Here is a 17,979-nt window from a genome sequence, read left to right on the forward strand (position 1 = left end):
TCAGCCGGCATTACCACGTCCCGCTATTCCGCCGCGGCGGGGACGGTGTAGAAGACCGGCTCGACGCGGCGCAGCTCCTCCAGCGGGATGTGGCAGGCGATGACGTGGCCTTCGCCGGCGCGCTGATGCGGCGGCGGCTCGCGGTCGCAGATCTCCCCCACCTTCCGCGGGCAGCGGGTCGAGAACGGGCAGCCGGCGGGCGGGTCGAGGGCGCTCGGGACCGGCCCTTCCAACACGATCTCCCGCTTGCGGATCGCCGGGTCGGCGATCGGCACCGCCGACAGCAGTGCCTCCGTGTAGGGGTGGTACGGCGGCTGGAACACCTGGTCGGTGGCGCCGCGCTCCATGATCTGGCCCACGTACATGACCACGATGCGGTCGGCGAGGTAGCGCACCACGCTGAGGTCGTGGCTGATGAACAGCAGCGTCGTGCCGTGGTCGCGCTGGATGTCCATCAGCAACTCCGTCACCGCCGCCGCCACCGATACGTCGAGTGCCGAGATCGGCTCGTCCGCGACGACGAGGTTCGGATTGCCGGCGAAGGCGCGGGCAATGCCGACCCGCTGCTTCTGGCCGCCGGAGAGCTGGCCGGGCCGCCGCCGGTAGAAGTCGCGCGGCAGCTTGACCGTGTCCAACAGCCCCAGAACCCGCTCGCGGATCCGGCCACGGTCGCGCTCGACGCCGAACTTGCGGATCACCCGACCGATCTGGGCGCCGACGGTGTGACTGGGGTTGAGGGTTTCGTTGGGGTTCTGGAACACCATCTGCAGCGCGCCGAGCTGGCGCCGGCTCCGCTCGCGCACCGGACGCGCGCTGATATCGGTTCCGGCGAACATCAGCGCCCCGCCGGTCGCCGTTTCCAGTCCCATCAGCACCTTGGCGAACGTCGACTTGCCGCACCCGGACTCGCCCACGATGCCGACCGTCTCGCTGGCGCGGGCGCTGAAGTCGAGGGTCTCGTTGGCCTTGACGTGGCGCACCGCCCGTCCCGAGACGAGGGCGGCGAGCGAGGTGTCCCGCACCGGATAGTACTTGGTGAGGCCGGTCGCGCGCAGGACTTCGTGGCCCAACTCGACCCGCTGCCGCGCCGGCCGCGGCTGTTGTTCAGGCTCGGCGGCGATCTCGTCCCAGCGCAGGCACCGCACCCCGTGCCCATCATGATCCGCCGGCAGCATCGGGACGGGGCCGGCGTCGCACCGGCCGGCCTGAAAGTGATCGCAGCGCGGGCCGAAGTTGCAGCCCGGCGGCCGCCGGTGGGGCAGCGGCAACTGGCCGCGGATCGGCATCAATGGCCGGGCGATCTTGTCGAACGACGGCAGCGGGATGCAGTCGAGCAGGCCTTGGGTGTAGGGATGGCGGGGTCGCGCGAACAGCTCGCGCACCGGCGCCTGCTCGATCGCCTCGCCGGAGTACATGATGCAGATACGCTCGCACGTCTCGACGATCAGCCCGATGTTGTGGGAGATGTAGAGCTGAGCGGTGCCGTATTTCCTGCCGAGGTCGCGGATCAGCTTGACGATGCCGGCCTCGACGGTGACGTCGAGCGCCGTTGTCGGTTCGTCAAGCAATAGCAAGGACGGTTTGCCGAGCAGCGCCATGGCAATGACCACCCGCTGCTGCTGGCCGCCGGAGAGTTGGTGCGGGTACGCCTCGAGCACCCGCTCCGGATCCGGCAGGCGCACGTCCGTTACCATCTGCACGGCGCGCGCCGTCGCCTCCGTCTTGCCGACGCCGTCGTGGATCATCGGCACCTCGATCAGCTGCGCGCCGACGGTGAGGCTCGGGTTGAGGGCGGCCATCGGCTCCTGGTAGATCATGGCGATCTCGGCGCCGCGGAGCGCCCGCAGTTCACGCCGGCTCATGGTCGCCAGGTCCCGGCCCTTGTAGCGGATGACGCCGCCGACCACGGCGCCGTTGCCGCCGAGGTAGCGCATGATCGCCATCGCCACCGTCGACTTGCCGCAGCCGGACTCGCCGACCAGCCCGACGCTCTCGCCCTTGTGCAAGGTCAGGGAAAAGTCGGCGACCGCCGGGATCACCCCGGCGCGCGTGAAGTACGAGATCGAGAGGTTCTCGATCTCGAGCAGCGGCGGTTCGGGAGGGTCTTTCATGGCGGGTTGTTTTATCTTTCTTCAGTCCCGGAGAGAAATGTCACGCAGCCCGTCGGCGAGCAGGTTGAAGCCCAGGATCAGCGACGAGATGGCGATGCACGGAAACACCGTCATGTGCGGGAACGCCAGCGCCAGCGACCGGGCCTCGTTGATCATGCCGCCCCAGTCCGGATCCGGCGGCGGCAGGCCAAGCCCCAGGAATCCGAGCACGCCGATGGTGATGATGACGTAGCCGAGCCTGAGACAAGCATCGACGATCAGCGGCCCGCGGGCGTTGGGGAGGATCTCCACCAGCATGATGAACCAGCCGGACTCGCCGCGGGTCTGGGCGGCGGCGACGTAGTCACGATTGCGCAGATCCAGCACCAGGCCGCGGACGATGCGCATGATGCCGGGCGCGCTGGCGAAGGTTATGGCGATAATGATGTTGAGCCCGGAAGCGCCGATGGTGGTTATCACCAGGATATAGAGGACCAGCACCGGGAACGACAGGATGATATTGGCGAGGAACGACAGCGCCTCGTCCACGAAGCCCCGGTAGTAGCCGGCCGCGAGGCCCATGAGGATGCCGACGGTGTACGCCGCCGCGGTCGCCACCGGCGCATAGAACAGCACGGTGCGCGAGCCCCAGATCAGGCGCGACAGGATATCGCGGCCGATATGGTCGGTGCCGAGCCAGAACACGCCGTCGCCGGCGGCGTAGTCGGTAAAGGGCTTGGCGAATGGCTGCAGGGTAGCATTGGGATGGAACGGCGCGATCAGCGGCGCGAGCACCGCGACCACCGCCCAGAACAGGATCAGCCCCGCGCCGATCATCGCGACCGGGCTTTCCCGCAACAGCGCGAACGAGCGGAGCGCCCGGCGGAGCGCGCCGGCGGGCGAGGACGGCGGCGCCGTTGCTGCTGCGAGTTCTGTCACGGCGTCAGCATCCCCGCAGGCCTCAACTGAACCGGATGCGCGGATTGAGATAGGTGTAGCCGACATCCGCGATGGTCTGCGTCGAAGCGGCGACGAACACCGCGACCATGGCGCACGCCTCGATCAGGAAGATGTCCTGGTTGAGCGACGCTTCCAGCAACAGCGCCCCGAAGCCCTTGTAGGCGAAATAGAACTCGACGACGATCACTCCCGACAAGAGCCAATTGATCTGCAGGGTAATGACGGTGAACGGCGCGATCAGGGCGTTGCGGAGCGCGTGGCGGAGGATCACCCGCCGGTGCGGCAGACCCTTGAGGACGGCAGTGCGGATATAGGGCGTGGTCATGACCTCGGCCATCGACGCGCGTGTCATGCGGGCGATATAGCCGAAGTCGTAGAGGACCAGCACCATCACCGGCAGCACGAGCTGCGTCCAGTCGAACCCGTTGGTCATGCTGCTGGTCCCGGGCAGGATGCCAAGCCAGAACACGAAGATGGCGGAGAGGAACACGGCGCTGGCGAACTCGGGGATCGAGGTGGTGACGATGCTGGTGATCGAGATCGAGCGGTCCAGCGCCGAGCCTTCACGCATGCCGGCAAGCACACCAAGGACAAGCGAAAGCGGGATCATCACTACGAATACCCAGAAGCCCAGAATCGCCGTGTTCCAGAGCCGCGGCCACAGGACGTCGGCGACCGGAACCTTGAACCGCACCGACTGCCCGAAGTCGCCGGTGGCGAAGTCGCCGAGCCAGGTGAGGTAGCGGATCCAGAAAGGCTCGAAGTAGCCGTGCGCCTCGAGCCAGAGGGTACGCTGTTCCTCCGAGGAATAAGGGCCGAGCACCTTGGTGGCGACGCTGCCGGGCGTCAGTTCCAGAAGCAGGAACAGCAGCAGCGACACCACCAGCATGGTCAACACCATGATGGCGACACGGCGGAGAATGAAGCGGGTCATTGGAGCCGCCGACCCGGCGGAAGCTAGCGAGCGCTTAAGCCAGCCACACCTTGTTGTAGTGATGCTCGAGGGCGACGTGGGCGTAGAGGTCGCGAACGCGCTTGTTTGCGGGCACGAACACCGAGACCCAGAACGGCTGGGCGATGACGGCGTCGTCCTGCAGGATCCGCTCCAGGTCCTTCATGACCTTGCGCCGGGCAGCGGGGTCGAGGATGGCGTTGGCCTCGTCGAGCAGGCGGTCGTATTCCGGGTTCGAGTACGAGGTCTCGTTCCACGCCGTGCCGCTGCGATAGGCGAGGTTGAGGGTCTGCACGCCGAGCGCCCGATGCGCCCAAGCGGTGAAGCCGAACGGCGTCGTCAGCCAGCGGTCCCAGTAGGTGCCGCCCGGCATGATGTTGACGGCGATGTCGATGCCTGCCGGCCGGCACATCTCCGCCAGCGCCGTGCAGGTGCTCTGCTCCCAGGTGGGATTGGCGACGCAGTCGAGCGTCACCCTGAGCCCGTCCGCATGCCCCGCCTCGGCGAGATACTTTCGGGCGAGGTCGTAGTCCTGCTTCAGCGGCGGGAGTTCCGCATATTCCGGATGGATCGGCGCGACATGGTGGTCTTCGCCGATGGCGCCGAGGCCGCGGTGCACGAGATCGAGCATGCGCTGCTGGTCGACGCAGGCCTGGATCGCCTTCCGCACCGCCTTGTTGTCGAACGGCGCCTCGGTCACCTTCATGCGTGCCACGCCTGCCTGTGCGGTCACCGTCTGATGCAACTCGAGGTGCGGGATGGCCTTAACCACGTCGATCTGCTCGATGCTGATCCGATGGGTGGTGTCGACCTGGTCGGACGCCAGCGCCGCGATCTTGGCGGCCGGGTCGTCGCCGTGGTCGATGTACGTTATGCCGTCGAGGTAGACGTCGCCGCCCCAGTACGGCGCGCCGCTGCGCCGGACCAGCACCGCCTTCTCGCCGACCGCGAACGCCTTGAGGGTGAAAGGTCCGGTGCCGACCGGGTTCTTCGAGAGGTCGCCGCCCGTCTCCATGAAGTCCCGATGGACGATCAGGGCCGGATAGTCGGCCATCGACTCCGGCAGCGACAGGTCCGCACGGTTGAGGTGGAAGCGAACGGTGTGGTCGTCGATTTTCTCGACGGCGCCTTCCGACATCATGGTCGACAGCACCGGATTGCCGGCCTCGTCGGTCTTGCCGGTGTCGATGTCGCTGGTCATCGCGCTGAACCGGCCCTGGTTGGAGGAACCGGTGGCGGGATCGAGCCAGCGCTTGAAGTTGAACACCACGTCATCGGCGATGAAGTCGTCGCCGTTCGACCACTTGACGCCCTTGCGCAACTTGAAGGTCCAGGTCTTGAGGTCGTCGGAGGCGTCCCAGCTTTCGGCGAGCCAGGGCTCGGCGACGTTGTCCTTGTTGATGCGGACCATCGGCTCGGTGATATGGCGGGCGATGTTGCCCTTCTCCGACCAGTCGTAGGTGGCCGGGTCGGTGATCTCCTGCACGTTCATGGACACGCGAAGCGTGCCGCCCGACTTCGGCGTCTCGGCGGCGCGCGCAGGCCTCACCAGACGGCCGGCGCCGACCGTGCCCGCCAACGCGTAGGCAGCCGACGCGGCCAGGCCCAGGCGGGTGGCGGTCGCCAGGAACTCGCGCCGCCCGATCTCGCCCTTGCGAAACTGCTCGACAAGCTCGGGAACGTAGGGGTGCGCCCCGCGGGGACCTGCTTTCGCCATCGCGCGTCGTCCTTCTCCCTGTTCGCTACCTTGTCCCCGGCTCTCATCCGCGCCGCCATTCAGTATCTGGTGTTTCACCGGCCCTGCATACGAAAAAACCCCGCGACAGATGGAGAAGCGTGATCCACTTCAGCGGTGCGGGCGTAAACCCGTTCATATCCTCCCCTCCATGACTTGAGCGCCTGGCAACGGAAGTTGCCGGGCGCCACTTTTTTCGGCATCAGGTGACGTAGCCGGAATCTGGGCGCAGCGCGCCTTGAGCGATACGCTCGCGCCACCACGCCACCGTCGTCTCCAGTCCCGACTCCAGGCTCCGGCGCGGCCTCCAGCCGGTCGCGGTCGACAGGCGCTCGGCGTCGGCCAGCAACAGCCGTACCTCGGAATCCGCAGGACGGAAGCGCGCCTCCTGGGTCTCCAGCGGTTTGTCGGTTCCAGTGATGCGCCGGACAAGGTCCACCACGTCGGCGACGCTCGCGGCGACGCCGGCGCCGCTGTTGTAGACGCTGCCGGGGTGGATGCGATCGGAGGTCGCGACAGCCAGGAACGCCTCCACGGTGTCGGCCACGTAGCTGAAGTCGCGCCGCGGCGTCGCGTCGCCGATGCGGATCGCCGCGCAACGCGGATCCAACGCCTGGCGGATGACCGTCGGGATGACGGCGCGTTCGCTCTGGCGGGGGCCGAAGGTGTTGAAGGGCCGGAGCGTCACCGCCTGCAGCGCGTGCGAGCGGGCATACGCTTCGACCATGGCGTCGGCGCCGATCTTGGAGGCGGCGTAGGGCGACTGGCCCTGCAGCGGATGGGTCTCGTCGATGGGGGTGCGGAGGGCGGTGCCGTAGACTTCGCTGGTGGACGTGTGGACCACGCGCCCGACGCCGTGGCGGCGCGCCGCTTCGAGGACGTTGAGGGTGCCGGTTACGTTGACGTCGACGTAGGAGCGCGCCGCCGCGTAGGAGTAGGGAATACCGATCAACGCCGCGAGATGAAAGACGATCTCCTGGCCCGCCATCACGTCGTCCATGCACTGTGGATCGCGTACGTCTCCCCGAGCAATGCGGACCGCGGCGCGCACATCGCCCGCAAGCGAATCGAGCCAGCCGCAGCTGTCGAATGCGTTGTAGAGGCTGAGGGCCGTCACCCGCGCTCCGGCCGCGACCAGGCGCTCCACCAGGTGCGAGCCGATGAAGCCGTCGGCGCCGGTCACCAGAACGTTGCTGCCCCCGACGTCCAATCCACTCTCCCCACCGAGCCGTCAGGGGCGGTCTAACCGCCGGACGTGGAAAACGCAAACGGGCGAGCCTTGACATCCAGCCGACGAGTTAGCAGGGTTCGCCGATCCGGCGGCCGCGGCTTCGCGGCCGCGCCTTTTATCGCACCCGCGCGGTTCTGCCGAGTCACCCGGCTCGGCGGTAGCGTGCGCGAGCCGCGAGCCAACGGAGACCGGTGCGGCGGCGTTACCCCTGAAACAGGCTATCATAGAACACACTATCCCCCTGTCGGTTCCCGACCTGAACGGTCGAGAGGCGGAGGCCGTCGCCGCCGCTGTCGCGGACGGCTGGGTGTCGTCCGCAGGCCCGTCGGTCGCGATGTTCGAGGCCCGGATCGCTGCCCTCAGCGGACAAGCGCAGGGCGTCGCCACATCCAGCGGCACAGCAGCACTGCATCTGGCTCTGGTGGCGGCCGGCGTTACGCCGGGCGATTATGTCATCGTCCCCGACTGGACGTTCGCCGCAACGGCCAATGCGGTGGTGCACGCCGGCGCCCGCCCCATATTCGTCGATATCTCCGCTGAGAGCTGGACCCTCGACGCCGACCTGGTCGAGCGGACGCTGGACCGGGAAGAGCGGATCGCAGCGGTTGTCGCCGTCCACGCCCTCGGCCATTCCGCCGATATGGATCGCCTGGTCGACGTTTGCCGCCGCTTCGCCGTTCCGCTGGTCGAGGACGCCGCCGGCGCCATCGGCGCTCGATATCGCGATCGTCCCGTCGGCGGCCTCGGCGATGCGGCGGTTTTCAGCTTCAACGGCAACAAGCTCTTGACCACCGGTGGCGGCGGCATGATCGTCACCGACAACGCGGAGTGGGCCGAACGGGCGCGGTCCCTGTCGACCCAGGCCCGCGACGGCGCCCGCTATCGCTACCGGGAGGTGGGTTTCAACTGCCGCATGCCAAACATCAACGCTGCCCTCGGCTTGGCGCAACTCGACCGCCTCGACGCCATGCTCGAGGTCAAGCGGCGCATCGCCGAGGCCTATGACCGCGCCCTGCACGGACGCACGGATCTGCGGCCGATGCCGCGCTGCGCCTGGGGGCGGAGCAACAACTGGCTCTATTCGGTGCTGTGCGCGTCGCGGGACCAGGCCGGACGGCTGGTCGAGCATCTGAGGCGCGCCGCCATCGAGGCGCGGGTGTTCTGGGAGTCGCTGTCCGACCAGCCCCCGTACGCCGGCTTCCCCCGATCGCTGACCGGAGTGGCCGCCGGTATTTCCGGCCGCGTCGTGTCGCTGCCGTCGTCCAGCACGCTCAGCGACGGGGACCAGGCGCGGGTGCTGTCCGCCCTTCAGGCTTGGCGCGGCGACAAGATGGCGACGCCGGAATGACGCTGCTCCTGGTCGGCGCGGGCGGACACGCCAAGGTGGTCGTCGAGGCGCTTGCCGCCTGCGACACATGGACCGACGCTTACGTCGACGCGCGCGAGAATACCTGGCTGCCCAGCCAGCACCTCGTCAGCGACGAGGACGCCTGGTTGATGCGGCCCGGCGCGTTCGTCCTCGGACTCGGTGGCGTCTCGGTGGCGCAACTGCGGCGTCGCTTCCGTCTGTTCGACGCCTATCGTGACCGCGACTGGACCGCGCCGGAGGTCGTCCACCCCGAGGCGCGCGTCAGCGTTTTCTATCGTCGGCGAAGGCACCATCGTGCTCGCCGCCGCAGTCATCCAGCCGGGCGCCATCATCGGCGACGCGGTGATCGTCAACACCGGCGCCATCATCGAACATGACTGTACGGTCGGCAGCGGCACGCACGTGGCGTCCGGCGCCATCCTTTCGGGCGGGTGCAGCGTCGGCACCCACTGCATGATCGGCGCCGGCGCCGTCGTGCTGCACGGCGCAGAGGTGCCGAACGAAACGCTCGTGGCGTCGCTGACCAGATACCCGGCGCGACAGTAGTGCCCGTATCGACGCCGCTGATCATCGCCGAGGCCGGCGTCAACCACAACGGCGATGTCAGCCGCGCCATGGACATGGTGGCCGCGGCGCGACAAGCTGGCGCCGACTATGTCAAGTTCCAGGCCTTCCGCGCCCATGAGATCAGCGCTCCCGGAGCCTCCACGGCGCCCTATCAGCAACGCAACAGCGGCATGGACGATCAGCTCTCCCTCCTGCGCGGCCTGGAGCTGTCGCTCGATGATTTGGGCGTCTTGGCGAAGGCCTGTCGGTCGGCTGGCATCCGCTTTCTCTGCACCCCCTTCGACAGGGCGATGACCCCGGCCCTGATCGACATGGGAATGGACCGCATCAAGATCCCGTCCGGGGAGCTGACCAATACTCCGGCGCTGAAGTATTTCGGCGGCCTTGGCCTGCCCGTTTTGCTGTCGACAGGAATGGCGACGCTCGACGAGGTGTCGCGCGCCGCGGCGACTTTGCGGGACGCCGGCGCCGAGGACATCACCCTGCTGCACTGCACGTCGCTCTATCCCGCGCCGTACGACAGCATCAACCTCAGGGCGATGATCACGATGGGCGGGCATCTCGGGCTCCCGGTCGGCTATTCGGATCACAGCCTCGGAGACCACGTCGCAGTGGCGGCGGTGGCGTTGGGCGCCGTGGCCATCGAGAAGCACTTCACCTTGGACCGGTCGCTGCCGGGTCCCGATCACCAGGCGTCGCTGGAACCGGACGAACTGGCGGCTCTGTTGCGAAAATGCCGCGAGACGGCGGTTGCCCTGGGTGACGGCGTCAAGCGGCCTGCGGCGGGGGAGGCGGAGACCGCGGCGCTGGTGCGGCGGAGCTGGCATGCCCGTCGCGACATGCCGGCCGGGACGATGCTCGCCGACTCCGACGTGGCGCTGCAGCGCCCGGCCGACGGGCTGCCGCCGGACGTTTGCCCTTTCGGCCGACGGCTCGAACGCGCCGTCGCGGCGGGCGACGCTCTCCGTGCCGAGGATCTGGCGCCGGCATGATCCGCATCCTCAGCGTCTCGTCGTCGCGCGCCGACGTCACCATCCTCAACGCGGTCTGGCGGGCGCTAGCCGAGCGGGTGGACTGTGATCTGCATGTGTTCGCTACCGGCATGCACATGGCGGCGGGCGGGCAGCCGGTGGAAGGCCTGCCGCACAGCGCCGGTCTCCATCGCGGGGGCATGGATCTATCGGGCGACGCCGGAGCAAAAGCGGCGGCGGCGATGGCCGCGATCACTCGCGACGCGGGCCGGACAATTGCCGAGGTGCGGCCGGATGCGGTGTTGCTGGTCGGCGACCGGCTGGACATGATCCCGGCGGCGCTGGCGGCGCTGCCGGCAAACGTGCCGCTGGTCCACGTCCACGGCGGCGAGATAACCGAGGGCGCCATCGACGACCGCATCCGCCATGCGATGACCAAGCTCTCTCACCTCCATTGCGTTTCCAGCAGTGGCGCCGCAGCGCGGGTGGCTGCGATGGGCGAGGAGGCATGGCGCATTCACGTCACCGGCGCGCCGGCGCTCGACACGTTGTTGGCGGTGCCGGAACTCGACGCCGATACCTTCCTCCGTGAAACAAGGGTGCTGGACCTGCCCGGCGATCCGCTGGCGCTGCGGCTGGTCACGGTTCATCCCGAAACCAACGCCGACGACCCGCAGGCGCCGCTGACGGCGGTGCTCGCCGCGCTCGAGGCGCGGCCAGCGCCGACCTTGCTCACGTGGCCGAACAGCGACCCCGGCGGCGAAGCGATGCGCATCGAGATCAACAGGTTCGCCACCGCGAAGGCATGGGCGATGCTCGTCAACACCCTCGGCCCCAGGCTCTATGCAAGCGCCCTCCGCCATGCAGCGATGATGGTCGGCAACTCGTCGAGCGGCCTCATCGAGGCCGGCCTGTTCGGCCTGCCGGTGATCAACGTCGGCGATCGCCAGAAGGGGCGCGAGCGCGGCCCCAACGTCATCGACGTCGCCAACCATGCCGACGCAGTGCTGCAAGCCCTCGACCGCCTCGGTCCGCGGCCGCCGCGCTTCCGCCGCTTCAGCCCCTACGGCGACGGCAAGGCCGCGCCGCGCATCGCAGACGTGCTGACCAACCTGCCGCCGTGGAAGAGACTGGTCGCGAAGACCGGGCTGACCGACATCGGTGCTCAGGGCGTCCAGAGCGCGACGGCGGGATGAGCGAGATGCGCACCCCGCCTCTCGGCAATGTCCTGCTCGGCGCGCACTCCCAGTACCGCGGGCTGCTCACCGCCCTCGCCGGGACGCTGCAGGAGCGGTTCGGTGCACGGGTCCATCTGTTCTGCGCCAGCCGCCAGGAGGCGCACTTCTACCGGACGCGGTTCGGGTCGATCTTCGCCAGCATTACCGTGGCCGACCTCCTCTACAGGACTTGCGCCGAACCGGTGGACGACGGGCAAGGTGTCTTCGCGGAAGCCCGCGATAACGAAGCCTGGCTCGGCGTCACCATAAACCTGCTCGCCATCAGCGACCGGCACCTGGGCCGAGGCTACGCGTTGGGCGGCTTCAAGCATCCGCGCTCGGTGATGTCTCAGCGCACAAACTATGCGCAGATGGTCAACGCCCACAACGCGGCCATCGCCTTCTGGCGACGGCATATTGAGGAGACGGACGCCGATCTGCTGATCAATTGCGGCAAGATTGCCGACACAGTGGCCGGCGCTCTCGGTGTCCCCCGCCGCATCCTCGCCGGCTCCCGGTTTCGGAACTATCACTATTGGGCGACCAGCGAGTTCCGCGAACATCCGGCGCTGGCGGCGGCGTACGACCGCATCGGTGCGCCGGATGACCTCAGTCTGCTCGCGCCCTACGAGTCGCATTTGCAAATGCGCCAGGTGTTTACCCGCCAGTACACTTTGTCGGGCACCTTGCAGACGATGGCGAAGCGCGCCGCGCAGCAGGCCTACTGGCGGCTTCGCGGCTATGACAAGGCACGCGGCTATTACGTGACGGAGGATTTATCCTATGTCTGGCGCCGCTTCCGGGACGCCCGGCGGCTTGCCGATGCCGCGTCGACGCCGCTGGCCGCGCTCTCCGGCCGACGATTTGTGTACTATCCGCTGCACACTGAGCCGGAGACGGCTTTGCAGACGCTGTCGCCCGAGTACTTCTATCAACTCTCGGCGATCGCCGCCTTGTCCCGTGATCTGCCCGCCGGCGTACTGCTTGCGGTCAAGGAGACGCTAGCCGCCATCGGTCGCCGCCCCACCGACTTCTACGCGCAGATCCGAGAGTTCAAAAACGTGGTGATGCTGGACCCCCGCGAATACGGTCTCGAGGTCGCCCGTGCCGCTGATGCCGTTGCCACGATCACCGGCACCGGCGGTTTCGAGGCGGCGGTAATGGGCCGGCCGGTGATCAGCTTCGGGCGCCACAATCTCTACAACCTGTTGCCGCACGTGGCGGTGGTCGAGGACGAACTCGATTTGGCCGGCCAACTTCGCCATGCCCTCGATGGCGTCGATCGCGTCCAAGCGAAACGCGACGGAGCGCGTTTCCTGCAGGCTGTCGTCGAGACGTCGTTCGACCTCGGCGGCTACCGCGTCACGGAACCGGACGTGCTGCCGACTGGACTCGCCGACACCGTGGCCGACGCCCTTATACGAAGCCTGCCCACATCGGACGCGACAGCCGGCGCGGCGGTAGAAGCGGTATGACCCAGCCGGTCCCGCTGATCATCTCCGGCGCACCGCGATCGGGAACCAGCTTGCTCTACAACCTTTTCGACGGCCACTCGCAGGTATCGTGGCTGGTCGATGAAGGTTACCTCTTCGAGTACGTTTACGACTGCGGCGCCGCCGAAGGCGACACCGAGATCATGCTTGACGCAGTCCCGGACGACATCGGGGAATTCGTCGACGGATTACGCCATAAGCAGGTCATCCCCCCTCTTCACCGACCCTATCGTCAGTCCGTCGCGCGGGGTTCGGTGTCGAAGCAGAACCTCGACATTCCATGGAGCGAACAGCGGTTTCGAACGGCCCTCAGCAACCTGCCGGAGCCTGGGGTGGCGGGCCTTTGGCGCCGGCTCATCCTCGCCTGTCTCGCCGGATTGGGTCAGGACGAGAAACGGTATGCCTGCCTAAAGTCACCCGATTTTGCGAAATCCGCGGTGGCGGCGCAAAGAGCGCTCCCAGATGCTAGGAGCCTGGTCATCGTGCGCAATCCCGTGTTCGCCATCGATAGCCTCCGCCAGACCCGCAGACTGCGCGGCGAAAAGCAGCTTTCGTGGCCGAACCTGGCGCTGATAATCCGGCAGTTCCAAAAGCTTCACGACCGCGTGGGCACGCTCGCCGGGGACCGGTTCCTGTGGGTCCGCTATGAGAGCCTGGTCGCCGAACCCGACGTTGTCATGCGCCGCATTGCCGACTGGCTCGACATCCCGTTCGAGCCGTGCCTAACAGAGCCCACCATGCTGGGCAATTGGTGGCCGGGACTGTCCAGTTTCGCTGCTACGAAAGGCATCGAATCCACACCGGCTCGGCGGGAGATCATGACCCTCAGCCCGCGGGAGGTCGATGTGATCCGCAAGCACCTCGCCGCGTTCAACGACACCTTCGGCTACGGAAACTAAGGGGCGTCGGGAGTAACCACTTCTTGCCGCCGATCCGCATCGTCGCTCGCCTCGACGTCAAGGGGCCAAACGTTATCAAGGGGGTTCACCTGGAAGGCCTGCGTGTGGTCGGCGCTCCCAACGACATGGCGCGGCGCTATTATGAGCAGGGCGTAGACGAAATCATCTACATGGACACGGTGGCGTCGCTATACGGCCGCAACAACGTCCTGGGAGTCGTAATGGAGGCCGCGCGTGACGTGTTCATTCCGCTCACTGTCGGCGGCGGCATTCGCAGCGTCGACGACATCGTGGCGGCGCTCCGCAGCGGCGCCGACAAGGTGGCCATTAACACCGCGGCAGTGTGCCGGCCGCCCCTGATCCGCGAAGCCGCCGACGCACTCGGCAGCCAGTGCATCGTCGTTTCGGTCGAGGCCAAGCGCCGGGAACCTCGACGCTGGGAAGCCTTGACCAACAACGGCCGCGAGCGCACCGGCGTCGACGTTCTCGAGTGGGTGAGCGAGGCGGAGGCGCTTGGCGCCGGCGAAATCCTGGTTACATCCGTGGACCAGGAAGGGACGCGAAAAGGTTTCGACCACGACCTGTTTCGTGCCGTCCGCGGACGCGTGCGAATACCGGTCGTTGGCTGCGGCGGCGCCGGCGGCGCCCCGGACGTTATTGCCGCGGCCAAGGACGACGGCCTCGACGCGGTGGCCTGTGCCAGCCTTTTCCACTACGGCCTCTGTCCGCTGCCGGATCTCAAGAGCGCGGTAGCCGCTGCGGGTCTCGCGGTGCGGCGATGATCCTGGTGCTCGATTACGGACGCGGCAATCTGTTCAGCCTCGGCCAAGCGCTTCGGCAAGTGGGCGCGGAGGTGGAGATCTCCGCCGATCCTGGGGCGCTTGCGCGAGCTTCGCACATCGTCTTTCCCGGCGTCGGCGCCTTCGAAGATGCTATGAGCGGGCTCCGCGACCGCGGTCTGATCGAGCCGCTGAACACAGCCATCGCCGCCGGGACGCCGCTGCTCGGCATCTGTGTTGGCTGTCAGCTTCTGTTAAGCAGAGGGGAGGAGTTCGGCGTCCACGAAGGGCTCGACGTGATTTCGGGGACGGTTCGGCGGCTGCCCGAGGCGCGCGCCGGGGATCCCGACGCCATGCGCATTCCCAATGTCGGCTGGCGGACCGTTGAAGCGCGGAAGGACGATCCGGTGTTGGCGAGGCTGAAGCCCGAAGACTACGTTTATTTCGTCCATTCCTATGCGCCCATGGTTGACCGCGAGGAAGATGCCGCGGCCTACCTGCGCGTCAACGGCTTGCGAGTCCCGGTTGCAGTGCGTCGAGGCAACGTTCTTGGCGTCCAGTTCCACCCCGAAAAAAGTGGTCACGTGGGTCTTGGTCTTCTTCAAGGCTTTCTAGACTCGCGATAAACGGGCCAAGTGCGATAACCAAGGCATATTGAGCAATGACGGAAATCAGCGAGCTGGATGGCAGGCGCTATGTCAACGATCCCAAGGACGGGCTCCTGGAGATCCGGTACGGCTTGCCCGGCGAGGTGCGGTTCTGCGCGTCCTGCGTCATCTCCAACCAGCGGCCATCGTCGGCGATCGAGTTCGAGCACACACGGGACTCGAAGAAGGCCACCATCCGCTTCGACGACGCCGGCGTCTGCGACGCCTGCCGCTATGCCGAGGCGAAAGAGCGCGACGTTGACTGGGTCGAGCGCGAAGCGAATTTGCGGGCGCTGTGCGATACGTTTCGATCGCGCAACGGTTCCTACGACTGCCTGGTGCCGGGCTCGGGCGGTAAGGATTCGGTGTTCGCGTCTCATATCCTGAAGGCCCGCTACGGCATGCATCCGCTGACCGTAACATGGGCGCCGCATCTCTACACTGACGTTGGCTGGCGCAACTTCCAAAACTGGATCCACGTCGGCGGCTTCGACAACTACCTGTTCACGCCGGACGGCCGTGTTCACCGCAAGCTTACGGAGCTCGCGTTCCGCAATCTGCTGCACCCGTTCCAACCGTTCATTCTCGGCCAGAAGAACTTCGCACCGAAGATGGCGGTGCGCATGGGCCTGCCGCTGGTGTTCTACGGCGAAAACGAAGCCGAGTACGGCAACCCGGTTGCTGAAAACGCCCAAGCAATACGCGACGCCTCGTACTTCGCGCGGCCAGGCGGGGCCAACCCGCACTTGTACTTCGGCGGCGTGCCGCTCGAAGACCTGCCAGCGCATGGCATCGCTCCGGGCCAGCTCGATCCCTACATGCCAGCGGACGTCGACGAAATGACGCGGCTCGGCGTGGAGGTGCATTACCTCGGCTACTACCTTCGCTGGACGCCCCAGGAGAACTACTACTACGCGGCCGAGCACGCCGCCTTCGAGGCCAACGAGGATCGCACCGAGGGTACCTACTCCAAGTACAATTCGATTGATGACAAGACCGACCCGTATCACTACTGGACGACGCTCGTGAAGTTCGGCATTGGCCGCGCCACCTATGACGCCAGCCAGGAAATCCGCAATCGGCACATCGATCGCGAAGAAGGCATAGCGCTGGTGCGGCGCTATGATCAGGAGTTTCCTCGCAAGTACTTCCCGGAATTCCTGCGGTACCTGAACTTGACCGAAGATGCGTTTTTCGAGATTGCCGATAGCTTCCGGTCTCCGCACCTCTGGAAGCGGACCGCGGATGGCTGGCGACTGCGCCACCAAGTCGGATAGTGGGCCCCGAGCGGCCCTGACAGACCTTTTGATCGTCATTCCGGCGCGGGGGGGGTCCAAGCGGGTGCCGGGGAAGAACCTGCGGGTGCTGGCCGGACGGCCGCTGCTTGCGTACACCGCCGACGCCATTCGCGAGGCCGGGCTGGCGGCGTCGCCGTGCCTGCTCACCACGGACGATGACGGGATCGCGGAGGTCGGCCGCGGCCTTGGCTGGCTGGCGCCGTTCCGCCGGCCGGCGCATCTCGCCGGCGACGACGCCACGACGGCCGATGCCGTGATCCACGCGCTCGACTGGTTTGCCGCAGAAGACGGCGCCGACCCGAAGGCCGTCATGGTGCTGCAGCCGACGTCGCCGCTCCGCGGCGGCGCAGTGCTCCGTTGCGGGCTCGATGTCCTAGCTGCCCGACCGGAGGCCAATTCTGTGATCGCGGTGTCGCCGCTCCATGTCTCTGCCTCCCACACCTTCTGCATCGATGAGTGCGACATGCTGCGGCCGGTAGGCGCTGACGATCGTCGCGTCGTCGTGCCGAACGGCGCCCTTTACCTCACCCGGACCGCGGCGTTGCGCAGCCGGCGGAGCCTCTATGCGCCGCCGATCGCACCGATCATGCTGGACGCGGAACGCGCCATCGACATCGATACGGAGAGCGATTTGCGGGTGGCGGAGGTGCTGCTCGCCGCGGCGGGCGCTCTCCCGCAATGACCTTCGTGGTACACGCGCCCGAACCCTTCGCCTGCCTGCCCGAGACGACGGTGCGCGAAGCGATGGCGCGCATCAACGACACGCCGCCGCACGCCGGCCTGGTCGTGGTCGATGGCGACGGCCGATTGCTGGGCACCGTCACCGACGGCGACATCCGCCGCGGGATCCTTCGGGGCGTCGCCCTCGACGATGCGATCGCGACCTGCATGAACGCCGGCGCGGTCCCCGGCCGCGACGGCGACGCGGCTGGCAATCTGGCGGTGCTTGCGGCGCGCCCCCTGCAGTTCCTGCCGATCATCGATGGGCACCGCCGTCTCGTCCGCATCCTGTTCAAGCGCCCCGGCGGCTCGACGCTCGGCGCAGCGCTGGTCATGGCGGGCGGCGCCGGCCGGCGCCTCGGCGAGCGCACGCGCGCGACACCGAAGCCGCTGCTGCCGATCGGCGACAGGCCGATCCTCGACCACGTGATGACGGCGCTGGAAGACGCCGGGATCACCGACATCCATGTCGCCGTGCACTACCTCGCCGACCAGATCGAGAGCTTCCTCGCCAAGCGCCAGAGCCGCGCCGACGTGCGGGTGATCCACGAACCGGAGCCGCTCGGCACCGCCGGCGCGGTCGGCCTGCTGCCGCCCCCGAAACCCGGGTCGAGGCCGGGCCCGGGGCCGCTGCTGGTGGTCAACGGCGATGTGCTGACCCGCGTGGATTACCGGGCGCTGGCGGCGTTTCACGACCGCCACGAGTTCGAGGCGACGGTTGCCGTCGCCCGCTACGACGTGGAGATACCATTCGGCGTGGTGCGCCAGAGCGCGGACGGGGTGCTGCTCGACATCGACGAGAAACCCCGCGTCACCCACTTCGTCGCTGCCGGCATCTACGTGCTGTCCCCGGCGTTCCGGGCGCTTGTGCCGCCGTCGGAGCCGCTCGACATGCCGGACCTGCTCGCCCTCGGCCGGAGGGTAGGCCTCCGTGCCGGCCTGTTCCCGATCCACGAATACTGGACCGACATCGGCCGCCCGCACGACCTGGAGGCCGCCGATACCGCCCATCGCAACGGCCGCTTCGGCGCTGCCGAGGCTTGAGCGCACC

At 67.4% G+C, this 17,979-nt stretch carries 17 protein-coding genes; 11 read left to right on the forward strand and 6 right to left on the reverse strand.

Annotation, left to right across the window (positions count from 1 at the left end; all coding sequences use genetic code 11):
• Positions 1-23 precede the first annotated feature (23 nt).
• The 5 genes from IPM60_09825 to IPM60_09845 form a co-directional block, all read right to left on the reverse strand.
• Positions 24-2,111: an ABC transporter ATP-binding protein gene (locus IPM60_09825; protein ID MBK8908180.1), complete on the reverse strand. Its 2,088-nt coding sequence runs from the start codon at positions 2,109-2,111 to the stop codon at positions 24-26.
• Between the two features lie 21 nt (positions 2,112-2,132).
• Positions 2,133-3,095: an ABC transporter permease gene (locus IPM60_09830; GenBank protein ID MBK8908181.1), complete on the reverse strand. Its 963-nt coding sequence runs from the start codon at positions 3,093-3,095 to the stop codon at positions 2,133-2,135.
• The gene (locus IPM60_09835; protein MBK8908182.1) at positions 3,052-3,984 is read right to left on the reverse strand and encodes an ABC transporter permease; all 933 of its coding nucleotides are present in this window, start codon (positions 3,982-3,984) and stop codon (positions 3,052-3,054) included. Before IPM60_09835 ends, IPM60_09830 begins: the two co-directional genes overlap by 44 nt.
• Before the next feature lie 34 nt (positions 3,985-4,018).
• Complete coding sequence (locus IPM60_09840) at positions 4,019-5,719, reverse strand: ABC transporter substrate-binding protein (GenBank protein MBK8908183.1); 1,701 nt, start codon at positions 5,717-5,719, stop codon at positions 4,019-4,021.
• A gap of 220 nt (positions 5,720-5,939) precedes the next feature.
• A complete protein-coding gene (locus IPM60_09845) occupies positions 5,940-6,947 on the reverse strand; it encodes an SDR family NAD(P)-dependent oxidoreductase (GenBank protein MBK8908184.1) in 1,008 nt (335 codons plus the stop codon).
• Between the two features lie 229 nt (positions 6,948-7,176).
• Between IPM60_09845 and IPM60_09850 the strand changes: the two genes are divergently transcribed.
• Positions 7,177-8,316, forward strand: a complete 1,140-nt coding sequence (locus IPM60_09850; protein MBK8908185.1) for an aminotransferase class I/II-fold pyridoxal phosphate-dependent enzyme — start codon at positions 7,177-7,179, stop codon at positions 8,314-8,316.
• Here IPM60_09850 and IPM60_09855 read toward each other — a convergent pair.
• Positions 8,277-8,630, reverse strand: a complete 354-nt coding sequence (locus IPM60_09855; protein ID MBK8908186.1) for a hypothetical protein — start codon at positions 8,628-8,630, stop codon at positions 8,277-8,279. The genes IPM60_09850 and IPM60_09855 overlap by 40 nt on opposite strands.
• Before the next feature lies 1 nt (position 8,631).
• Here IPM60_09855 and IPM60_09860 point away from each other — a divergent pair, with 1 nt between their 5' ends.
• The 10 genes from IPM60_09860 to IPM60_09905 all read left to right on the forward strand — a co-directional run bounded on the left by IPM60_09860 (position 8,632) and on the right by IPM60_09905 (position 17,972).
• Positions 8,632-8,883 carry a hypothetical protein gene (locus tag IPM60_09860; protein MBK8908187.1) on the forward strand — a complete coding sequence of 84 codons (252 nt, stop codon included), beginning with the start codon at positions 8,632-8,634 and terminating at the stop codon, positions 8,881-8,883.
• A 68-nt stretch (positions 8,884-8,951) separates the two neighbouring features.
• Entirely contained in the window at positions 8,952-9,896 is a 945-nt protein-coding gene (locus tag IPM60_09865) for an N-acetylneuraminate synthase family protein (GenBank protein MBK8908188.1), read from the forward strand.
• Entirely contained in the window at positions 9,893-11,071 is a 1,179-nt protein-coding gene (gene neuC, locus IPM60_09870) for a UDP-N-acetylglucosamine 2-epimerase (hydrolyzing) (GenBank protein ID MBK8908189.1), read from the forward strand. The genes IPM60_09865 and neuC overlap by 4 nt, the downstream gene beginning before the upstream one ends.
• Before the next feature lie 5 nt (positions 11,072-11,076).
• Positions 11,077-12,567 (forward strand): hypothetical protein, encoded by a 1,491-nt coding sequence (locus IPM60_09875; GenBank protein MBK8908190.1) that lies wholly within the window; start codon positions 11,077-11,079, stop codon positions 12,565-12,567.
• The gene (locus tag IPM60_09880; GenBank protein ID MBK8908191.1) at positions 12,564-13,484 is read left to right on the forward strand and encodes a sulfotransferase; all 921 of its coding nucleotides are present in this window, start codon (positions 12,564-12,566) and stop codon (positions 13,482-13,484) included. Before IPM60_09875 ends, IPM60_09880 begins: the two co-directional genes overlap by 4 nt.
• A 23-nt stretch (positions 13,485-13,507) precedes the next feature.
• Entirely contained in the window at positions 13,508-14,266 is a 759-nt protein-coding gene (gene hisF, locus IPM60_09885) for an imidazole glycerol phosphate synthase subunit HisF (GenBank protein ID MBK8908192.1), read from the forward strand.
• Positions 14,263-14,889 (forward strand): imidazole glycerol phosphate synthase subunit HisH, encoded by a 627-nt coding sequence (gene hisH / locus IPM60_09890; protein ID MBK8908193.1) that lies wholly within the window; start codon positions 14,263-14,265, stop codon positions 14,887-14,889. Before hisF ends, hisH begins: the two co-directional genes overlap by 4 nt.
• Before the next feature lie 35 nt (positions 14,890-14,924).
• Positions 14,925-16,187, forward strand: a complete 1,263-nt coding sequence (locus IPM60_09895) for an N-acetyl sugar amidotransferase (GenBank protein MBK8908194.1) — start codon at positions 14,925-14,927, stop codon at positions 16,185-16,187.
• Positions 16,188-16,251: 64 nt separating this feature from the next.
• A complete protein-coding gene (locus tag IPM60_09900) occupies positions 16,252-16,890 on the forward strand; it encodes an acylneuraminate cytidylyltransferase family protein (GenBank protein MBK8908195.1) in 639 nt (212 codons plus the stop codon).
• The gene (locus IPM60_09905) at positions 16,887-17,972 is read left to right on the forward strand and encodes an NTP transferase domain-containing protein (protein ID MBK8908196.1); all 1,086 of its coding nucleotides are present in this window, start codon (positions 16,887-16,889) and stop codon (positions 17,970-17,972) included. The genes IPM60_09900 and IPM60_09905 overlap by 4 nt, the downstream gene beginning before the upstream one ends.
• Positions 17,973-17,979: the final 7 nt, after the last annotated feature.

The sequence above is a fragment of the Rhodospirillales bacterium genome, assembly GCA_016710335.1.
Classification (GTDB): domain Bacteria; phylum Pseudomonadota; class Alphaproteobacteria; order Rhodospirillales; family Defluviicoccaceae; genus JADJXQ01.